This window comes from Salipaludibacillus aurantiacus, from assembly GCF_900111295.1.
GTDB lineage: Bacteria > Bacillota > Bacilli > Bacillales > Salisediminibacteriaceae > Salipaludibacillus > Salipaludibacillus aurantiacus.
The window spans coordinates 92,291-109,577 of sequence record NZ_FOGT01000007.1 but is presented as its reverse complement, the minus strand read 5'-3'; the positions used below and the strand labels follow the sequence as shown (position 1 = coordinate 109,577).

Below are 17,287 nucleotides of genomic sequence, written 5' to 3'. Positions count from 1 at the left end.
TGAACGATGACAGAAGCCATATTGTTTATTAGTTTTGCTATTCTCTTGTTTTTAAGCGTACCAGTTGGTATTGCTCTCGGAGTAGCAACGTTGCTTACAATTGTATTTGCTGATGTTTTGTCAATTGAGTTTCTGGCACAGGCATTAGTCACTTCAATAGATTCTTTTCCTCTCATGGCGGTACCGTTCTTCATTCTTGCAGGAGAAATTATGGGAAGAGGCGGGATCACTGAGAGACTGTTTGGCGTAGCGAATGCTCTGGTTGGAAATAAAACAGGCGGATTCGCTATAGCTACCATTATTACATCATTATTTTTCGCAGCCATTTCAGGTTCTGCCCCGGCAACGGTAGCTGCAATTGGCGGGATGATGATTCCTGCTATGGTTAATCTCGGTTATGATAAAAGATTTGCGACAGCGACTGTAGCTGCAGCCGGATCACTCGGTGTCATGATCCCCCCGAGTATTCCAATGGTTATGTACGGGGTTACCGGGTCGACCTCTATTGGTGACTTATTTATTGCTGGTATACTCCCAGGGTTTATCGTCGCCGGAGGTTTAATTATTTATGCGTATTACTATTCGAAGAAAATGGGATATAAAGGAACATCGGATGAACCTTTTTCCTTTAAAAAATTCGGAAAAGAATGCTGGAACGCCAAATGGGCCCTCCTTATTCCTATCATCATTTTAGGGGGGATTTACGGAGGGATTTTCACTCCGACGGAGGCCGCTGTAGTAGCTGTGGTTTATGGGTTGTTCATCAGTGTGTTCGTTTACCGTGAGCTTCCAATCAGACAATTGCCTGTAGTCTTCTCATCCGGAGCCTTGACAACGGCGACTGTATTAATTGTTGTTGGGTCTGCGACAGCGTTTGGCCAGCTGTTAACACGTCAGCAAGTCCCAACGCGAATTGCCGATCAGATGTTAACTATCTCTGAAAATCCGTTTATTATTATGCTCCTCATCATATTGCTGCTTCTTATCGTAGGTTGTTTCATGGATACTCTCGCAGCAATTATTATCTTAACTCCATTGCTGCTGCCGGTAGCCGTAAACTTTGGATACGACCCGGTACACTTTGGAATTATTATGGTTGTCAGTCTGGCAATTGGCTTTATTACTCCTCCTTTAGGAGTGAATCTGTTTGTAAGTTCAGGTATTTCAGGATTATCAATTCTTGCTATCGCTAAAGCGGTAATTCCGTACTTCTTTGCTATGTTACTAGCTTTAATCATTATTACGTTTATTCCTGAAATTTCCCTGTATCTCACATCGTTTAGATAATTACCTGTAACAAACCGATTAGGCAGGAGGTAGTTTGAGATGGAACATAAAAAAGATATTGTTATAAACCTTAGCGAAAAACAGACCATTATTGAATTAAGTCAGTTGCTCACTCCTTTTAAAGCGGAGGTTTATATCATCAACCGCTCAGGAGGAAATGTGGTAGAAGCAAATGTAAAGAGTCTCCTAGGTTTAGTGAGCCTTCAAATAAAAAATGGGGATGTCGTTACTGTCAGAGCAAAAGGGTCAGATGCCGAGGAAGCGTTGGATAAAGTGATCCAGTATTTTTCATAGTTTAGGAGGAAAAATATGAAAATAACCGCATTAGAAACATTTATAATCCCTCCACGCTGGTGCTTCTTAAAAATTGACACAGATGAAGGCGTGACAGGCTGGGGGGAGCCGGTCATTGAAGGCCGGGCGAACACAGTGAAGGCTGCAGTTGAAGAGTTAGCCGATTACTTAATTGGAAAAGATCCGCGGGGCATTCAGGATATTTGGAATACGCTCTACCGCAGCGGTTTTTACCGGGGCGGCCCCATTCTGATGAGTGCCATTGCCGGAATTGACCAGGCTTTATGGGATATTAAAGGGAAATGGTTAAACGTGCCTGTATATGAAATGCTGGGCGGGCTGTGCCGGGATAAAATCAGGGTGTATTCATGGATCGGCGGAGACCGGCCGGATGATGTGGTTAATGAAGTTAAAAAACAGCGGGAAGCTGGTTTTACGGCAGTTAAGATGAATGCCAGTGACGAATTGCAGTATATCGATTCTTATAAAAAAGTGGATGCGGTTGTTGACCGGCTTGCAGCTATACGTGATGCGGTAAAGGATGATATAGAGGTAGGAATTGATTTCCACGGCCGTGTCCATAAACCGATGGCTAAAATACTGGTTAAAGCTTTAGAACCTTACAGACCTATGTTTATTGAGGAACCGGTGCTTCCAGAAAACAATGAAGCCCTGGCAGAAATAGCAGCTCATACATCCACTCCAATTGCTACAGGAGAAAGAATGTATTCGAGGTGGGATTTCAAAGAGGTATTGCAAAAAGGCCACGTCGATATCATACAACCCGACCTTTCCCATGCCGGGGGAATTACGGAGTGCTGCAAAATTGCTTCAATGGCTGAAGCCTATGATGTTGCCCTTGCTCCTCACTGTCCGCTTGGCCCAATCGCGCTAGCATCCTGCTTACACGTGGATGCTGTTTCCCATAATGCTTTTATTCAGGAACAGAGCCTGGGGATTCATTACAACGTGGGGAACGATATTTATGATTACCTGATTAATAAATCAGTCTTTTCCTATGAAAATGGATTTGTTGAATTTCCAAAAGGTCCAGGCTTAGGGATCGAAATTGACGAGGACAAGGTAAGAAAAGCGGCTGAAGCAGGACATAAGTGGAAGAACCCGGTGTGGCGCCATGATGATGGCAGTATTGCAGAATGGTAAGAGGATAGATTAGATATAAAAAATTTGAGATTAACTAACTTATAAGGGAGTAGATACTAATGACGGCACCGGAAGTTATAACAATCGGTGAAACGATGGTCATTTTTAACCCGGATCAGTCCTTGCCCCTGGAATACGCCCATTCATTTACGAAACAGATCGGCGGGGCAGAATCGAATGTGGCCGTCGGGCTAAGCCGTTTAGGTCATAAAGCGGGCTGGATAAGCAGGGTGGGCAGTGACCCGTTCGGGTATTATATTCAGCAAGTCATCCGGGGCGAAGGTGTAGATACTTCTCTCGTCACTATGGACGATAAAGCGCCAACAGGTGTGTTCTTTAAAGAAAGAAAAACGGGTGATTCAGTCAATGTCTATTATTACAGGGCTCATTCAGCAGCCAGTCAAATGACTGAAGAAGACTTGGATCGTGACTACTTTAAGAACGCTGAGTACGTCGTGGTATCAGGTATTTTGCCTGCTTTAAGTGCCAGCTGCCGGAAGACGACAGATAAAGTCATCCAAATTGCCAAAGACTTAACCATTCCGATCGTCTTTGATCCTAACGTCAGAATGAAGTTATGGAAAGATAAAGACGAGGCCGCCTCTGTGTTAAATGATATAGCCGCACAGTCGGATGTCATCTTAATAGGTGATGCTGAAGGGCATTTGTTAACCGGGACGAATGAACCTGCAGAGATCGCTGATTTTTACAAGAGACTGGCTCCGGGTACAACAGTTGTGGTAAAACTTGGCGCTGAAGGAGCTTACTATTCTAACGGGGAAGAAAGTGCCTTTGTTTCCGGCTTTCCGGTTTCAAAAGTAGTTGATCCAATCGGCGCCGGAGACAGTTTTGCTGCCGGGTTTATTAGTGCTCAATTGCGGGGGCTGGATTTGTATTCATCGGTTCGTATGGGAAATGCTGCTGGAGCAATCACCGTTCAGGTTTCTGGAGATATCGAAGGTTTCCCGAGATCGTTTGAGCTTGAAAAAATGCTTCAATCCGCAGAAAAGGAAAACTATACCGATGATGTGAACCGGTAGTCTGCGGTTATAGTTCTTAAGATATAAAAAAAGAGGAGTGTGTGTAATGAATCGTTCAACTCTTGAGCATTTAGAAAGTTCTCCTGTCATTGCTGTTTTACGTAAGCCTCCAGAAGAGAAAATTTTTCACATTACAGAGGCTCTTATTCAAGGCGGTATTACTAATTTGGAACTGACTATGCAAGGACCGGAGTCATTAAGACTCCTGGAAGAAATTAATAAACGTTATTCCAGTGACGCTTGGATTGGTGCCGGCACAGTGATTGACGAGAGTACAGCTGCAAGCGCCATAATTGCCGGTGCCTCTTTTATTTTTTCGCCAAACTGCAGCCCTGACGTTATAAAAACGGCTAAAAGACATCAGGTGATTTCAATACCAGGGATACTTACCCCGACAGAGATGGTGACAGCAGTTGAAGCAGGGGCAGATGCAGTAAAAATATTCCCGGCTTCCGCATTCGGCCCGCGGTATATTAAAGAACTAAAAGGGCCATTTCCTGACATTCCTATGATTCCGACAGGCGGCATTAGCGAAGAAAATATTGCCGAGTATATGAAAGCAGGAGTGATTGCCTGCGGTATGGGAAGTTCCCTTATCGATAAACAGTCAATTGAGAATGGTTACTATGAGGAACTCACAAATCGTGCTGTGCGTATTATGAAGGCTGTTAGATAAAATATCGGACGGCTTTATGTCAAATTTGCTGAAAGGAAGGGGTCTCTATGGAAACCGAACAGAAAAAGAGAGCGGCAGGCGAATACGCTGTAAACTTCCTTGAAGACGGTATGACTGTCGGCTTAGGGTCAGGGACGACCGTTAATTGGATGATAAAAAAGCTTGCGGAAAAAGTTGAAAGCGGTTTAAAAGTATCCGGTGTGCCGTCATCTCTTAAAACAGAAAAATTAGCAAAAGACCTGGGCATACCTTTAACAGACCTTACTCAAAATCCGGTCCTGGATGTAGCAATAGATGGGGCAGACCAGGCTGACAGACATTTTAATCTGATAAAAGGCGGGGGGGGCTCTTTACTCCGCGAAAAAATTGTCCTGGACGCAGCCAGGAAGAAGTTTATTATCATAGATGAACAGAAGCGGGTAGATACACTTAATAAGGTGCCTCTTCCGGTTGAAGTGGTGCCGTTCGGATGGGAAAACACGGCACGAAAATTATCAGCATTTGCGAGTCAGGTAAACCTGCGAATGTTAAATAACGAGCCTTTTGTTTCAGATAACGGAAACTATATTTTAGATTGCCAGTTTGAAAATTTCAGCTCCCCAGATAGTCTTCAAAACCAGCTGAAAAGTCTGCTGGGAGTTGTTGAAACAGGTTTATTTATTAATATGACGGATACTCTCATCGTTGGAGAAGAGACAGGAATTAAAATCTATGATGGAACAGAACCTGTGAAAATAGTCAATTATTAAGGGAAGGGTGAAATGAACATGAACAATGTAAAAGTTGTTGTCACAGATTTTGAATATGACACGTTTCTTCCTGAAAAAGAAGTATTTGATAACTTAGGCATCGAATTAACGTTTGAACAATGTAAGACAGAAAGAGATGTCATAGACAAATGTAAGGATGCAGATGCCTTACTTAATCAGTATGCTCCGATTACGAAAGAGGTTATTGACCAATTAGATCAGTGTAAGGTCATTTCCCGTTACGGAATTGGGGTAAATACAGTGGATATTGAGGCAGCAAATGAGAAGGGGATTGTGGTAGGCAACGTGACAGATTACTGTTTGGACGAAGTGTCCGATCACGCGATGGCTCTCCTGCTGTCATGTGTGAGAAAAACAGTCTTACTTAATAATAGGGTTAAAGAAGGAATCTGGAATTTTAATGAAGCAGCTCCCATCTTTCGGATTCGTGGCACGACCCTTGGACTGATAGGTTTTGGTAATATTCCCCAAACTCTTGCAAAAAAAGCCCAGGCTTTTGGCTTGAATGTCATCGCTTATGATCCTTTTGTTTCTCCTGCAATCGCTGAGGAATTAAATGTGAACCTGGCCAGTTTAGAAGACGTGTGTGAAGCATCCGATTACATATCCATCCATCTGCCGTTAAATAAGAAGACCGAAAAAATGATCAGTTATCCTGAGTTCAATAAGATGAAGCAAACGTCCTTCATTATCAATACCGCCCGAGGAGGCGTGATTGATGAAACAGCTTTAATCGAGGCGCTGCAGGAAGGTAAAATAGCCGGGGCGGGGCTGGATGTATTAGAGAAAGAACCAATAGAAAAATCAAACCCGCTGTTGTCGATGGACAATGTCATTTTAAATCCGCATGCAGCTTTTTATTCTCAGGAAGCAGAAGCTGAATTGAAACGCAAAGCTGCCCAAAATATTACCGACGTTTTAAGCGGGTATTTCCCAACGTACATGGTCAATAGCGAATTGAAAGATAAACTTGATCTAAAAGAGAAATAGGCTGGGGTAGTATACGGAAGACGGTATTTGAAGTTAGAGATTCGGCATTCTGAAGGATACTATAGCCCTGTTAAAGTGAGTTTTTTATTTAATTCAGAGAGGATCATCTCCTCTCTTTTTTTGTTTGTAGATGGTGGGGGGCGTTCTTTGGAAACATTAATTGTAAAAATATATAAATGAATGATTTATTTTCAATTTTCCTCCATTTAGTAACCTGAAAGAGCGCTGTGAATAGAAGCGGGTAGTTGCAGCCTGCTTTTGAAGGACTTTATTACTGGTATGGAAGGCGATGCGCCATTTTGTTCGCATTGCTAAAGAGTTATTTTTCCTATAATATTTTTAATATTAAGACTTTTTAAAGTGGAGGAGGGGAGAAGGTTAAGATTAGCAGTTTATATCATAACGCAAGGCGTTTTTTTGTGGACAGGCCTGTTTCGAGTTTACGAAATGATGGCTGGACACCGAATTTTTAAACTAAGGAGGAGTTAGATGAAAAAAATACTTACTGCAGCTTTGACATTATTATTACTACTTGTTTTCGCTCTGCCGGTTGTCGGTTCAAGTACACCGGGCGGACCGTTTCTGCCAGGAAAGGCTAACCATAACACAGAAGGGTTCATGAGTAATGAGCAGCTTGAAAAAGCTTTAAACCAGATTGAAGCAAATTCAAAAGGGACGATGGAATTGGATGTCATCGGTCATAGCGGCACAGGTACTGAAATTTTTATGGCTAAAGTGGGTAATGGTTCTGAATCCATTATGATTCAGAATCAGCAGCACGGTAATGAACCGCACGGGGCTGAAGCTGCAATCAATATTTTACGCTTCCTGACTTCTGAGCGTCAGGAAGCAAAAGAGCTTCGTGAACAAATTACGGTTTACATGCTTCCGCGTGTGAATCCTGACGGGGCTGAGTTAGGCATTAGAACGAATGGCGATTGGAGAGCTCCGAACCACTTTACATCGCACGGCTTCTTTACCAGCTCTGTGCCGGGGTGGGATATTAACCGTTACCACTGGTTTGACTGGGAAGACTCCACATTATTCCAATATAACCATGCGGGTATTTACTCTGAAGAGTTTGGGTTGATTAATGGACGGAGTTTAACTGGTACACCGCGTGAATACGATGGTGTCGAAGGCTATCTTGTCGATGTCGGTTTCGGTACAAGTGAGGAGTATACCGATGAGGTTAAAGAAAAAGTTGAAGGGAATATTGCGCTCGTCTCCCGCGGCCAGAACAGCTTTACAAATAAAGCGGCTAATGCGTATGAAGCCGGAGCCCTTGGTGTCGTAGCTTATAATGATGAGCCGGAGCTTTCAAGCTTTGCTATCTCAAGCGACATTCCAGTCATGTACACGTTCCAGAAATTTGGCGAGCAGCTTGTTGAAGCACTCGAAGACGGCGAAGATATTTATGTGGACTTCCAGAACAGCTACCCGGAAAATCCGGTCCCTGAAGCTCAGGCGGTTGTTGATGCCTACAAAAAATATGAGCCGAAACTGATGCTTGATCTTCACAATCAATTCAGCTACGTTGATGAGGATGAGAGGGCTGTGACCAGCTCAATCCTGTGGCCGACAAACCCGCATGTTCCGGATGACGCTCTGGAAATGTCAAAACAAATGGCAGTGGTAGTTATGGATCATATGGAACAGTATGGGTACGCCAATGTAAATAAATTCCCTGGCGGGGACGCGCCTGAAATTGCGCGAAACGCGTATGGACTTGCCGGATCCGGTAATCTGCTGATTGAGATTCGCGGCCAGACACAGAGTGAAGTTGGCCAGACATCTAACGGCATGCTTACCCGGCATGCTCAGGAGCAGGTGATGAGTGTGATCCGCGCGGCGGCAGACGGCAGTCTATACGAAGCGGATGCCACGCGTGCCGACACGGATTTACCAACGGTGAGAGACAGATACCGTAAAGATCTTCCTAGTGAAGAAGAAGCTGAAGAATCAGTACCAAGAGAGTACGAAGAGGAAGAAGAAGTGGAATAAATCTAAGACGCTTAAACGGCTGCCTTATAAAGGCGGCCGTTTATTTATGAAAAAAGGGCAGGCTGAGAAGCATCTTCCGTCTTAAAAATTGAAGTCTCGACGTAAACAATTATTTCTTGATATAAGCCGAGTATGGGAGAAATACCTGAGACACGTTAGGGCTGGATTTGATGGAGAATATATTGGGAGACTTCTCAATATCTGGTATACTATCACTAGCAAATGTACAGGGAACAGGGTGGCGGTCGAGCCTCTCGGAAGGGAGGTGGTTAAAGGCCGATGGAGCTGTTACAGTTACTTTTTAATGCGGGAATTTTCTTTATAGCAATGTTCACTTTTGTAGTCTTGCTTATAGATAAAATCGCAAAAAAGTAACCCATCCTGTGCTTGGCGGCTAGGTGGGTTACTTGTGCTTTTCACGCCGACCGCTATTTCAGCGACCTGCATTTGCGTGAGTCAAAGTGTTACCAGCACTTTGGCTCTTTTATTTATCTTATTTATTATTTACTATTAGTATACCTCATTTCACGATATTTAAAAATCATGAAAACTATACAATAATTTTAGAACTAACCAAATTGATTGTCAAGAAAGTGGAAAACCAGGGTTTTTAGTCTTTGAACCCTGGAACAATAAATATCCCTATCAGCAAATTTTTACTTCTATCGGCGATATTTTTGCTCAATCAGCGAAAATTCAATTCTATCAGCTATTTCACCCATTCAATCAGCTATTTAGACTAATTATAATTCAGCGGGGACACAGCGACCCATAAATTAACAGATGACTTGCCGGCTTTACTAAAACAGATATTCATCTCCTGTAGTTATATAACAGAATACGCCCTATTAAACTAAACTGCGCGAGAAAAATTAAAATAAGGAGGAATCACGGATGCAATGGACAGTGAACGGAAAAACGATTGAAGTTACTCAAGGAAACATTGCGGCTCAGGAAGATATGGCAGCGGTGGTCAATGCGGCTAACGCCCAGCTTGTGACAGGCGGGGGTGTCGCCGGGGCGCTGCACACGGCTGCAGGACCTGAACTTGCGGAAGCGGGACAGAAATACGCGCCAATTAAGCCGGGTGAAGCGGTGCTCACTCTGGCATTTAACTTGCCTAATGACGCGGTTATTCATTGTCTCGGACCGGTTTACGGTAAAGACAAGCCGGAAGACCGGCTGCTCGCAAGCTGCTACGAAAGAGCCCTTTACCTGGCCGAACAGGAAGAACTGGGAAGTGTCGCTTTTCCGGCCATTTCCACAGGAGTGTTCGGTTATCCGTTTGATGACGCGCTCGACATGGCGGTTTCCGCTGTCCTGAATAAGCTGGGCGGACTTAAACACGTCAACACAGTGAGGTTCGTCTTATTCAGTGAACAGGAAGCTGAGAAGTACCGGGAGTATATGGATCACAGGATTAACTAAACATCACCCCTGATCGTCTTTCTCCCGCAATCAGCAGGTAAAATTTGTATAGTTCCTTTGATCTGTATTTTCACCCTGAATCCCTTATAATAAGTACTTAACACTAACATGAAAGGGGGCGGAACATTGGATACGGAAAAGAAGCTCATGAGTTTAATCAGTTCTGCGCGGGTAATGTCATCGACCCTTGATTTGGATGAGGTGCTTCACCAGTTGATTAAGGAAGTTATGACTGTCATTGAAGGGGCGAATGCAAGTATCCTTTTTTTATATGATAAAAAGCATAATTATTTGTACCCTAAAGCGGCGGTCGGTTTTGATATGACGTATTTGCGTCATGCACGTCTTGCGCCTGGAGAAGGGATGAGCGGAAGTACCTTTTCGGCCGGGAAAGGGCAAATTTTTCACACGCAGAATGAAACGAAACAAAAGATGGCTAATATCAGCGAAGAGGCGAAACAGTTTCATATGAAAGCGCTGGGGGACAATAAATATCCTACCAGCGCGTTATGTGTGCCGCTTATCTCCAAAGGGGAGAAGATCGGTGTACTCATGATAGATATTTATGATAAACATTACCAGTTCGGTGAGGGACATTTAAAGCTCCTTGAAACCTTTGCTGCCCAGGCAGCCATTGCCATTGAAAATGCCACTCTTTTTTCAAGAAATGAGCGTACGAATAAAATTCACGAAGAGCTGTCAAAAGTAGCCATTTCCCAGGGTGGGATCAGCGAAATTACTAAGAGTCTCGGTGAATTAATGCAGCACGGTGTGGCTGTGTTTAATGAATTTTTTGATTTGCTTGAAGGATCTTCCTCTCAAACGGTTGAGGAAGCAGAAGAGATGAGACGTTATCTGGGGGACGCTGCCCATGAAAAAGTGGACGGGCAAACGACCTCTACTGTTCGGATACCTTTGGATCACACGGATATTGAGGCTGTATTTTTTCCTGTTAAATCAGATACTTATACTATCGGCTATTTAGCTATTCTTGTCCATGACGGGGCAGACCTCGACCCGCTCGATCGTTTCGCGGTTGAACAGACGAGCATTATTTTTGCCCTGGAAATGGCTAGGCAGGAACGGACAGCTCTTAATGACTTGAAACATTCCGGTTATTTGCTCGATCAGCTGCTTTTCAGTGAATGGAATGAGCTAGCGGTTAATCAGATTGTTAAACTTCCGGAGTTTAATTCGTCGGATGTGAGCTATGTGATAGCCCAGCTGTCTATTGTTAATCCTATGCTTTCTGTGAAACATTTAACGGCAGAAAAAAACAGGCTTCTTCGCCTTGTTTACCGTGGAGTCTCAAACTACCATTATAAAACATTTGTACTGGATAGAAATCTGGACACTACGTTTATGATGACAGTCCCTAATAATATATCGGAAGACACATTATACAAGGATATAAAAAAGATGTATGAAGGAATGATAGAACACTCCTTAAAAGGTCTTGATCTTAACATAGCCATTGGCATAGGGCGCCCCGTTTCTTCTGTGCAGGAGGTGCGAACGAGCCATCGTGATGCAAAAAAATGTATTGAATATATCCGGAAACACCCTCAGGAAGGAAACATTCTGAGCTTCCATCAGTTAGGCATCCAGCGGCTTCTTCTTAATACGGAGTGGAGTGAACTGGAGGATTACGTTAAGGATACGGTAGGCCCGCTGATTACTTATGATAAAGAGACCAATGCGAGGCTTCTCGAAACGCTTCATACGTATCTTGAATCTAATAATAATATGTCTATGACAGCGAAAAAAATGTTTGTACACGTGAACACGATTAAATACCGGCTTCAGCAAATGACTGACCTCCTTAATATGGAGCAAATAAGCGGAGCCAGAGCTTTTGAACTTCAGCTCGGTATTTATATTTATCATTATTTAAATAAAGACTGAGGCTCCTCCCATTAATTGCCATCCTCATTCAGCTCCCTCTCTTTCATATCCCTGTTTCTTACCCGCTGGACGTTTCGGCGGGTTTTTTGTCTGTAACCGACAAAAACCGACACAAATGTTTGTGCTCTCACGACATATCTGAATTTGCTAAATTATCATATAATTTTGATTACAATTTCATTACAAACAATTTCATTACAAGTCACAGGGGGCACCTATGTACGAAAAACTTACAGAAACATACCAGTCAGAATTATCCCATTCAGGGGTAGACGGCAGCCGGCTGGCTAACCGGCTGCATGAGCTGTCTCAAATTGGCTGTACCGACGAGGGGGGAAGTTACCGTATCTCTTTCTCGAAAGAAGAACAGCAGGCTAAAGACCTTGTGAAAAAATGGATGGAAGAAGCCGGGCTGAAAGTCTCTCAGGATGGGGCAGGAAATGTGATTGGGCGTCTGGAAGGGACCTCTTCCTCTGCCGTCATTATGTCGGGCTCCCATGTGGACAGTGTGCCGAACGGCGGGCATTTTGACGGGCCACTTGGCGTTCTGTCTGCTCTTGAGGTCGCCCAGGCATGGAAGGACACCGGCTACAAACCTGAGAAATCATATGAAGTCGTGGTGTTCACCGATGAAGAAGGCGCCCGTTTTGAAAGCGGCCTTACCGGGAGCCAGGCGATGACCGGTGCGTTTAACGAATCGAAAAAAAAGACGCTTACCGATTCGGACGGCCGTTCATTTGAAGACATCCTTGCTGAAAACGGACTCAGCTTCGCTACTATAAAGGAAGCTAAACGGGATTTCAGTTCAATTGAAGCTTTCGTTGAAGTACACATTGAGCAGGGGAAGCGGCTTGAAAAAGAAAATCTCCCAGTCGGTGTCGTTCAGGGAATTGCCGGTCCATCGTGGGTGGATATCCGCTTTAAAGGGGCAGCCGGACACGCCGGAAACACGCCGATGGACGACCGGCAGGACGCTTTAATTGCAACAGGCCGCTTTATAGCAGAGGTAGAAAAACTTCCGCCCAAAATCAGCCCGTCAGCAGTAGCGACAGTTGGCAAACTGCACGTTAAGCCGAACGGCATTAATGTGATACCGGGTGAAGTCCAGTTAACCGTAGATATTCGTGACATTCATGAGGACACGAGAGATCAGCTGCGGGAAGAGGTTTTTTCCAAGGCGAAACAGATTGCTTCTGAGCGGCACCTCGAAGTTGAGGTAAAAGAAATTATGTCCACGCCGCCAGTTAAGGTTAATGACACGATGCAACAAAAAGCAGCCAGGGCAATGAAAGATACTTTACACACAGAACCTTACTTTCTTCCGAGCGGAGCCGGCCATGATGCCATGGTAATAGGCGAAAAAACAGAGATCGCGATGCTGTTTACGAGAAGCAAGGACGGAATTAGCCATAATCCTGCTGAATGGTCTTCTCTTAATGACTGTGTCCAGACTGTTCATGTCCTGAAGAAACTTTTAGAAGATTTATGTTCACCATCATAACCACCAATACATTTGAGGAGTGAAGGAATGATGAAAAAATATGTCTTTAAAGCATCGGGATTTTTAGCAGCTGTCCTGTTTCTGGCCGGTTGCGGAGTAGAGAGCGGGAACAGCGGTAACGACGAAAACGACGGCGTGGAAGCAGAAGCTGATAACAACGGAAACGCCGAGGCAGAGGAAACTGAGGAAAATGCAAATAATGAAGCAGTGGAAGCCGAATACGAGTGGCAGATGGGCTGGAACTCCGGGCTGGACGATGACTCAAAAGGGGAAGCGGCAAAAGCATTCGCCGAGTATGTGGTGGAAGCTTCTGATGGCAGAGTGGACATTGAATTTTTTCCAAATGAAACATATGCGACCTCTCCGGAAATGATCGATGCGGTGCAAGTTGGCGCGCTGGATATGGCACTTCCGGGAGCCAATGAACTTGCCGGGCTCATTCCTGAATACGCAGCGTTATCCCTGCCATTTTTGACGGAAGGAGCTGAAGAAGCCCATGCGGTTCTTGACGGCCCGGTCGGAGATGACTTGAAAGCATTAGGCGAGGAGCAGGGTTTTGTGACTCTGAATGATGTGGAACTCGGCTTTGCGCAGATTACTAATAATGTGAGGCCGATAGAAGAGCCGTCAGACCTTGAAGGAATGACGATCCGCTCCCCTAATGACGTGAGTTTAATCGAGACGTTCAATGCTCTTGGTTCATCTGTGTCGACGATGGCCTATACGGAGATTTACAGCGGCTTATCCCAAGGCGTCATCGATGGCCAGTTTAACCCGCTTCTAAGCATTTACGACCAGAACATGCAGGAAGTCCAGGACTACCTGGCCGTGACGAACCACACTTACTACTACTCGTATTTCATTATGAACGCAGATCTATTTAACAGCCTTGATGACGAGCTCCAGGAGATTATCCGTGAAGGTTCTGAACGTGCCCGTGATGCTGCGCGTGAGTTTATTGCCTCCGAAGAGGAAGCAGCATTGGAGCGCGCCGAGGATGAATTTGAGGTTGTAACATACCCGGACCTTGAGCCGTTCCAGGAAGCTGTTCTGCCGGTGTATGACGAGGTCGCAGATGTGATGGGTGAAGAAATGATTCAGGATATGCGAGACTTCCTCGAGGAATACCGCAATAACTAAAATGGTGATTCAAACACGTGGGGCCTGTTTCGACGGGCCCCTTCTGTTCTTAAGGAGGTAGTTGGTTTGGCTCAGACGAATACGCAGAAAAAGAAGAACTGGTTTGAATATATAATTGACTGGACAGAACTTGCCGCTTCTGTACTGCTGATCGGATTAACGATTACCGTATTCGGAGAAGTGCTCAGCCGGTATGTCTTTCGTGCACCGCTTGTCTTTTCTAACGAATTGACCCAGCTTTTATTTCCATGGCTGATTTTTGTGGCGGCAATCAGTGTGACGAAACAGGATGGCCATCTGGCCGTCTCTTATTTCCGCGACCAGCTGCCTTACAGACTGCAGAAAATACTCTTTCTCTTTTCAAAAGTGGTTATGCTGTTCTTTTCAGTTTATATGGCGGTTGCCAGCTTCCGTTATGTGGATAATGTGTCAAACCAGATTATGCCGGTGATGAGAATATCGAGAGGGTGGCTTTCAGCCTCAGTGACAGTCGCTTTCATTTTTATCAGTATTATTCTTATTTATCAGATCGTGATGATTCTTTTGAACAAATTAGATGTGCCGCGAGAGGAGGATGCCCTGGATGATTTGGGTCATGATCGCTAGTTTTTTTCTTCTGCTCGTCCTGGGAGTTCCGATCGCTTTCGCTATGGGAACGTCAGCGCTTATCTATATTCTTACAGCAGGCATTCCGCTTGAAATGCTCGCTCAGCGTTTCTTCTCAAATACACAGTCATTCGCTTTTCTGGCTATACCGTTTTTCATTCTTGCGGGAAATTTAATGATTCACGGGAACATCGCCCAGCGGATCATTAAAGTGGCAGACTCTATGGTCCGCCAGCTTCCCGGCGGGTTAGGGTGCGTGTCTGTCGTGACAAGTATGGGCATGGCCGGGGTCTCCGGCTCGTCGGTTGCCGATGCGGCTTCAACAGGAAGCGTGCTCATTCCGGAGATGAAGCGGAAAGGCTACAGCGCAAAGTTTGCTGCTTCTATTAATGCGTCAAGTTCTGTGGTGGGAATTATTATCCCGCCCAGTTCTACAATGATCATTATTGCCTGGCTTGCTAATTTATCGGTTGGCGAAATGTTTATTGCCGGGATTATTCCGGGGGTGCTGGTCGGTCTTGCTTATTTGGGGACCACCGTCTTAATTGCCTTAAAACGGGGGTATCCGAGTGAAACAAAGCCGACATTCAAGGAATTCATACGGAACTTCCGGCATGCGGCATTAGCGCTTGTTTTGCCTATTCTGCTGATTTGGGCAATTATCTCAGGGGTTGCGACTGCGACAGAAGCTGCCTCACTTGCTGTTGTATATGCTTTGATAATCGGCTTGTTTGTTTACAGAACGCTTAACTGGAGAAATATTTTAATTTCGCTGAAAGATACTGCGAGAGGGACGAGCATCGTCATGGTGACTATCTGCGCCTCTATGATTTTTACCTGGGTGCTCATTTCCGAGGGAATCCCTGCGATGATCGCTGATAGTTTGGAAGGTTTCGGCCTGCCTCCATGGGGCCTCTTGCTTGTTATGGTAGGAATTATGCTTGTCGCAGGAATGATTATGGAACTTGTGCCGAACTTATTTTTGTTCATCCCGATTTTTATGCCGATAGCGACAGATATTGTCGGCATGGATGCGATGCACTTTGCTATGATCATGCTTGTGACACTGGCTTTAGGAATGTTCACTCCTCCGGTGGGAGCGACGCTTTTCATTTCCTGCTTTATTGCCAAAGTAAAAATAGAACAGACAGTCAAAGACGTTTTGCCTTATTTTCTGGCAGGAATCGTTGTTATTCTCGTTATTTCATTTTTGCCGGCAAGCGTTCTATGGCTGCCGGGGCTGTTTGATTAGCTTTGTTAAATCCGTCTTTTAAAAAAAGGCGGGTTTTCTTACGCTTAAGGTGGTAATAAAAATGAGTGTTCAAACTCGCTGAAGAGGGGACGCTTATGTAATAACCGCGTGGGAAAATCCCTATTCCATAAACTGGTCCTTTCAAAGCATGTGACAGAGCCTTTTAATCAAGCTATACTTATTATAAGAAAACAAGTAACAAAAGGATGGGGACTATGAAAACACTTTACCTGAATTTCGATAACGCACTCGATATAAGTAAAGCGATAGCTAATAAACATAGAATGGAAATTTTAAAGATTTTAAGTGAAAAACCTCACAACGTAAATGAACTGGCTGAAAAGTTAAATCTGCCTTTTTCAACGACAGCGGCAAACGTTAAAAAGCTTGAAGATGTGAATTTGATTTCAACTGAAATGGTGCCTGGGCGTGGAACACAGAAAGTAAATTCCATCAATTATGACAGGATCATGGTGGAGCTTTTCCAAAAGGAACATAATGAAGAGAAAAATGAAATCATAATGGAAATGCCTATTGGAGAATTTGTTGACTGCCAAGTAAAACCGAGCTGCGGGATTGTAGGGGAAGACGATTATATTGGCATTCAGGACGATCCGCGCTCGTTTTATGAGCCTGACAGGAAAAAAGCGCAATTAATTTTTTTCAGGGATGGCTATGTGGAATACCGTTTCCCTAACCGACTGCCCCGGGGCTCCCGTGCGACGGAGTTCGAATTCACAGCGGAATTATGTTCAGAAGCGCCTTATCATAAAATGGACTGGCCGTCGGATATCACGTTATGGGTTAACGGGGTTGAAGCAGGGACATGGACGTCCCCCAGTGACTTTGGCGGTGAAAGAGGGTTCCTGACGCCGGATTGGTGGCTGATAAACTACACCCAGTACGGCATGCTGAAGAACTTTAAAATAACAGAGCAAGGCTGCTTTCTCGATGGCATGCATTTAAACCGTGACACAACTATAAAAGATTTAAACATACACGAGATGCCTTTTATTTCCATAAAACTTGGTATAAAAAAAGATGCTGTTAACCGGGGAGGATTAAATTTATTCGGAGCTAAATTTGGGAATTACGACCAGGATTTGCTTGTGAGAGTGCGTCACAGTCAACATTATGAAGAGTGAGGCCTGAATCGCTGCTGCCATAAATGGCAGTATTTTCTTTGATTTTTATTTTCAAAAAAGTTTGAATAAAACAAGAAAAGGTGTT

15 protein-coding genes are annotated in these 17,287 nt (G+C 44.4%); all 15 read left to right on the top strand.

Annotated elements, in window-relative coordinates; translation table 11 throughout:
* Window positions 1–6 precede the first annotated feature (6 nt).
* The 15 genes from BMW59_RS10395 (at window position 7) to BMW59_RS10320 (ending at window position 17,202) form a co-directional block, all read left to right on the top strand.
* Complete coding sequence (locus tag BMW59_RS10395; protein WP_093051356.1) at window positions 7–1,287, top strand: TRAP transporter large permease; 1,281 nt, start codon at window positions 7–9, stop codon at window positions 1,285–1,287.
* 39 nt (window positions 1,288–1,326) lie between these two features.
* Entirely contained in the window at window positions 1,327–1,581 is a 255-nt protein-coding gene (locus BMW59_RS10390) for an HPr family phosphocarrier protein (RefSeq protein WP_093051353.1), read from the top strand.
* Window positions 1,582–1,596: 15 nt separating this feature from the next.
* Window positions 1,597–2,745 (top strand): galactonate dehydratase, encoded by a 1,149-nt coding sequence (dgoD, locus tag BMW59_RS10385; RefSeq protein WP_093051350.1) that lies wholly within the window; start codon window positions 1,597–1,599, stop codon window positions 2,743–2,745.
* A 59-nt stretch (window positions 2,746–2,804) separates the two neighbouring features.
* Window positions 2,805–3,785 carry a sugar kinase gene (locus BMW59_RS10380; protein ID WP_093051347.1) on the top strand — a complete coding sequence of 327 codons (981 nt, stop codon included), beginning with the start codon at window positions 2,805–2,807 and terminating at the stop codon, window positions 3,783–3,785.
* Between the two features lie 46 nt (window positions 3,786–3,831).
* Window positions 3,832–4,461: a bifunctional 4-hydroxy-2-oxoglutarate aldolase/2-dehydro-3-deoxy-phosphogluconate aldolase gene (locus tag BMW59_RS10375; RefSeq protein WP_093051344.1), complete on the top strand. Its 630-nt coding sequence runs from the start codon at window positions 3,832–3,834 to the stop codon at window positions 4,459–4,461.
* 47 nt (window positions 4,462–4,508) lie between these two features.
* Window positions 4,509–5,210 (top strand): ribose-5-phosphate isomerase RpiA, encoded by a 702-nt coding sequence (rpiA, locus tag BMW59_RS10370; RefSeq protein WP_093051341.1) that lies wholly within the window; start codon window positions 4,509–4,511, stop codon window positions 5,208–5,210.
* A gap of 18 nt (window positions 5,211–5,228) precedes the next feature.
* A complete protein-coding gene (locus tag BMW59_RS10365; protein WP_093051337.1) occupies window positions 5,229–6,221 on the top strand; it encodes a C-terminal binding protein in 993 nt (330 codons plus the stop codon).
* 489 nt (window positions 6,222–6,710) lie between these two features.
* Window positions 6,711–8,225: a M14 family zinc carboxypeptidase gene (locus BMW59_RS10360; protein WP_093051334.1), complete on the top strand. Its 1,515-nt coding sequence runs from the start codon at window positions 6,711–6,713 to the stop codon at window positions 8,223–8,225.
* 894 nt (window positions 8,226–9,119) lie between these two features.
* Entirely contained in the window at window positions 9,120–9,653 is a 534-nt protein-coding gene (locus BMW59_RS10350; protein ID WP_093051328.1) for a macro domain-containing protein, read from the top strand.
* A gap of 126 nt (window positions 9,654–9,779) precedes the next feature.
* Entirely contained in the window at window positions 9,780–11,558 is a 1,779-nt protein-coding gene (locus BMW59_RS10345) for a helix-turn-helix domain-containing protein (RefSeq protein WP_177174283.1), read from the top strand.
* Between the two features lie 217 nt (window positions 11,559–11,775).
* Window positions 11,776–13,059, top strand: a complete 1,284-nt coding sequence (locus tag BMW59_RS10340) for a Zn-dependent hydrolase (RefSeq protein ID WP_093051322.1) — start codon at window positions 11,776–11,778, stop codon at window positions 13,057–13,059.
* A gap of 27 nt (window positions 13,060–13,086) precedes the next feature.
* Window positions 13,087–14,199, top strand: coding sequence for a TRAP transporter substrate-binding protein (locus tag BMW59_RS10335; protein WP_245733058.1), 1,113 nt, complete (start codon window positions 13,087–13,089; stop codon window positions 14,197–14,199).
* A gap of 66 nt (window positions 14,200–14,265) precedes the next feature.
* Window positions 14,266–14,805: a TRAP transporter small permease gene (locus tag BMW59_RS10330; protein ID WP_245733056.1), complete on the top strand. Its 540-nt coding sequence runs from the start codon at window positions 14,266–14,268 to the stop codon at window positions 14,803–14,805.
* Complete coding sequence (locus tag BMW59_RS10325) at window positions 14,783–16,057, top strand: TRAP transporter large permease (RefSeq protein ID WP_093051319.1); 1,275 nt, start codon at window positions 14,783–14,785, stop codon at window positions 16,055–16,057. Before BMW59_RS10330 ends, BMW59_RS10325 begins: the two co-directional genes overlap by 23 nt.
* A 215-nt stretch (window positions 16,058–16,272) precedes the next feature.
* The gene (locus tag BMW59_RS10320; protein ID WP_093051316.1) at window positions 16,273–17,202 is read left to right on the top strand and encodes an ArsR/SmtB family transcription factor; all 930 of its coding nucleotides are present in this window, start codon (window positions 16,273–16,275) and stop codon (window positions 17,200–17,202) included.
* The last annotated feature ends 85 nt before the right edge of the window (window positions 17,203–17,287 follow it).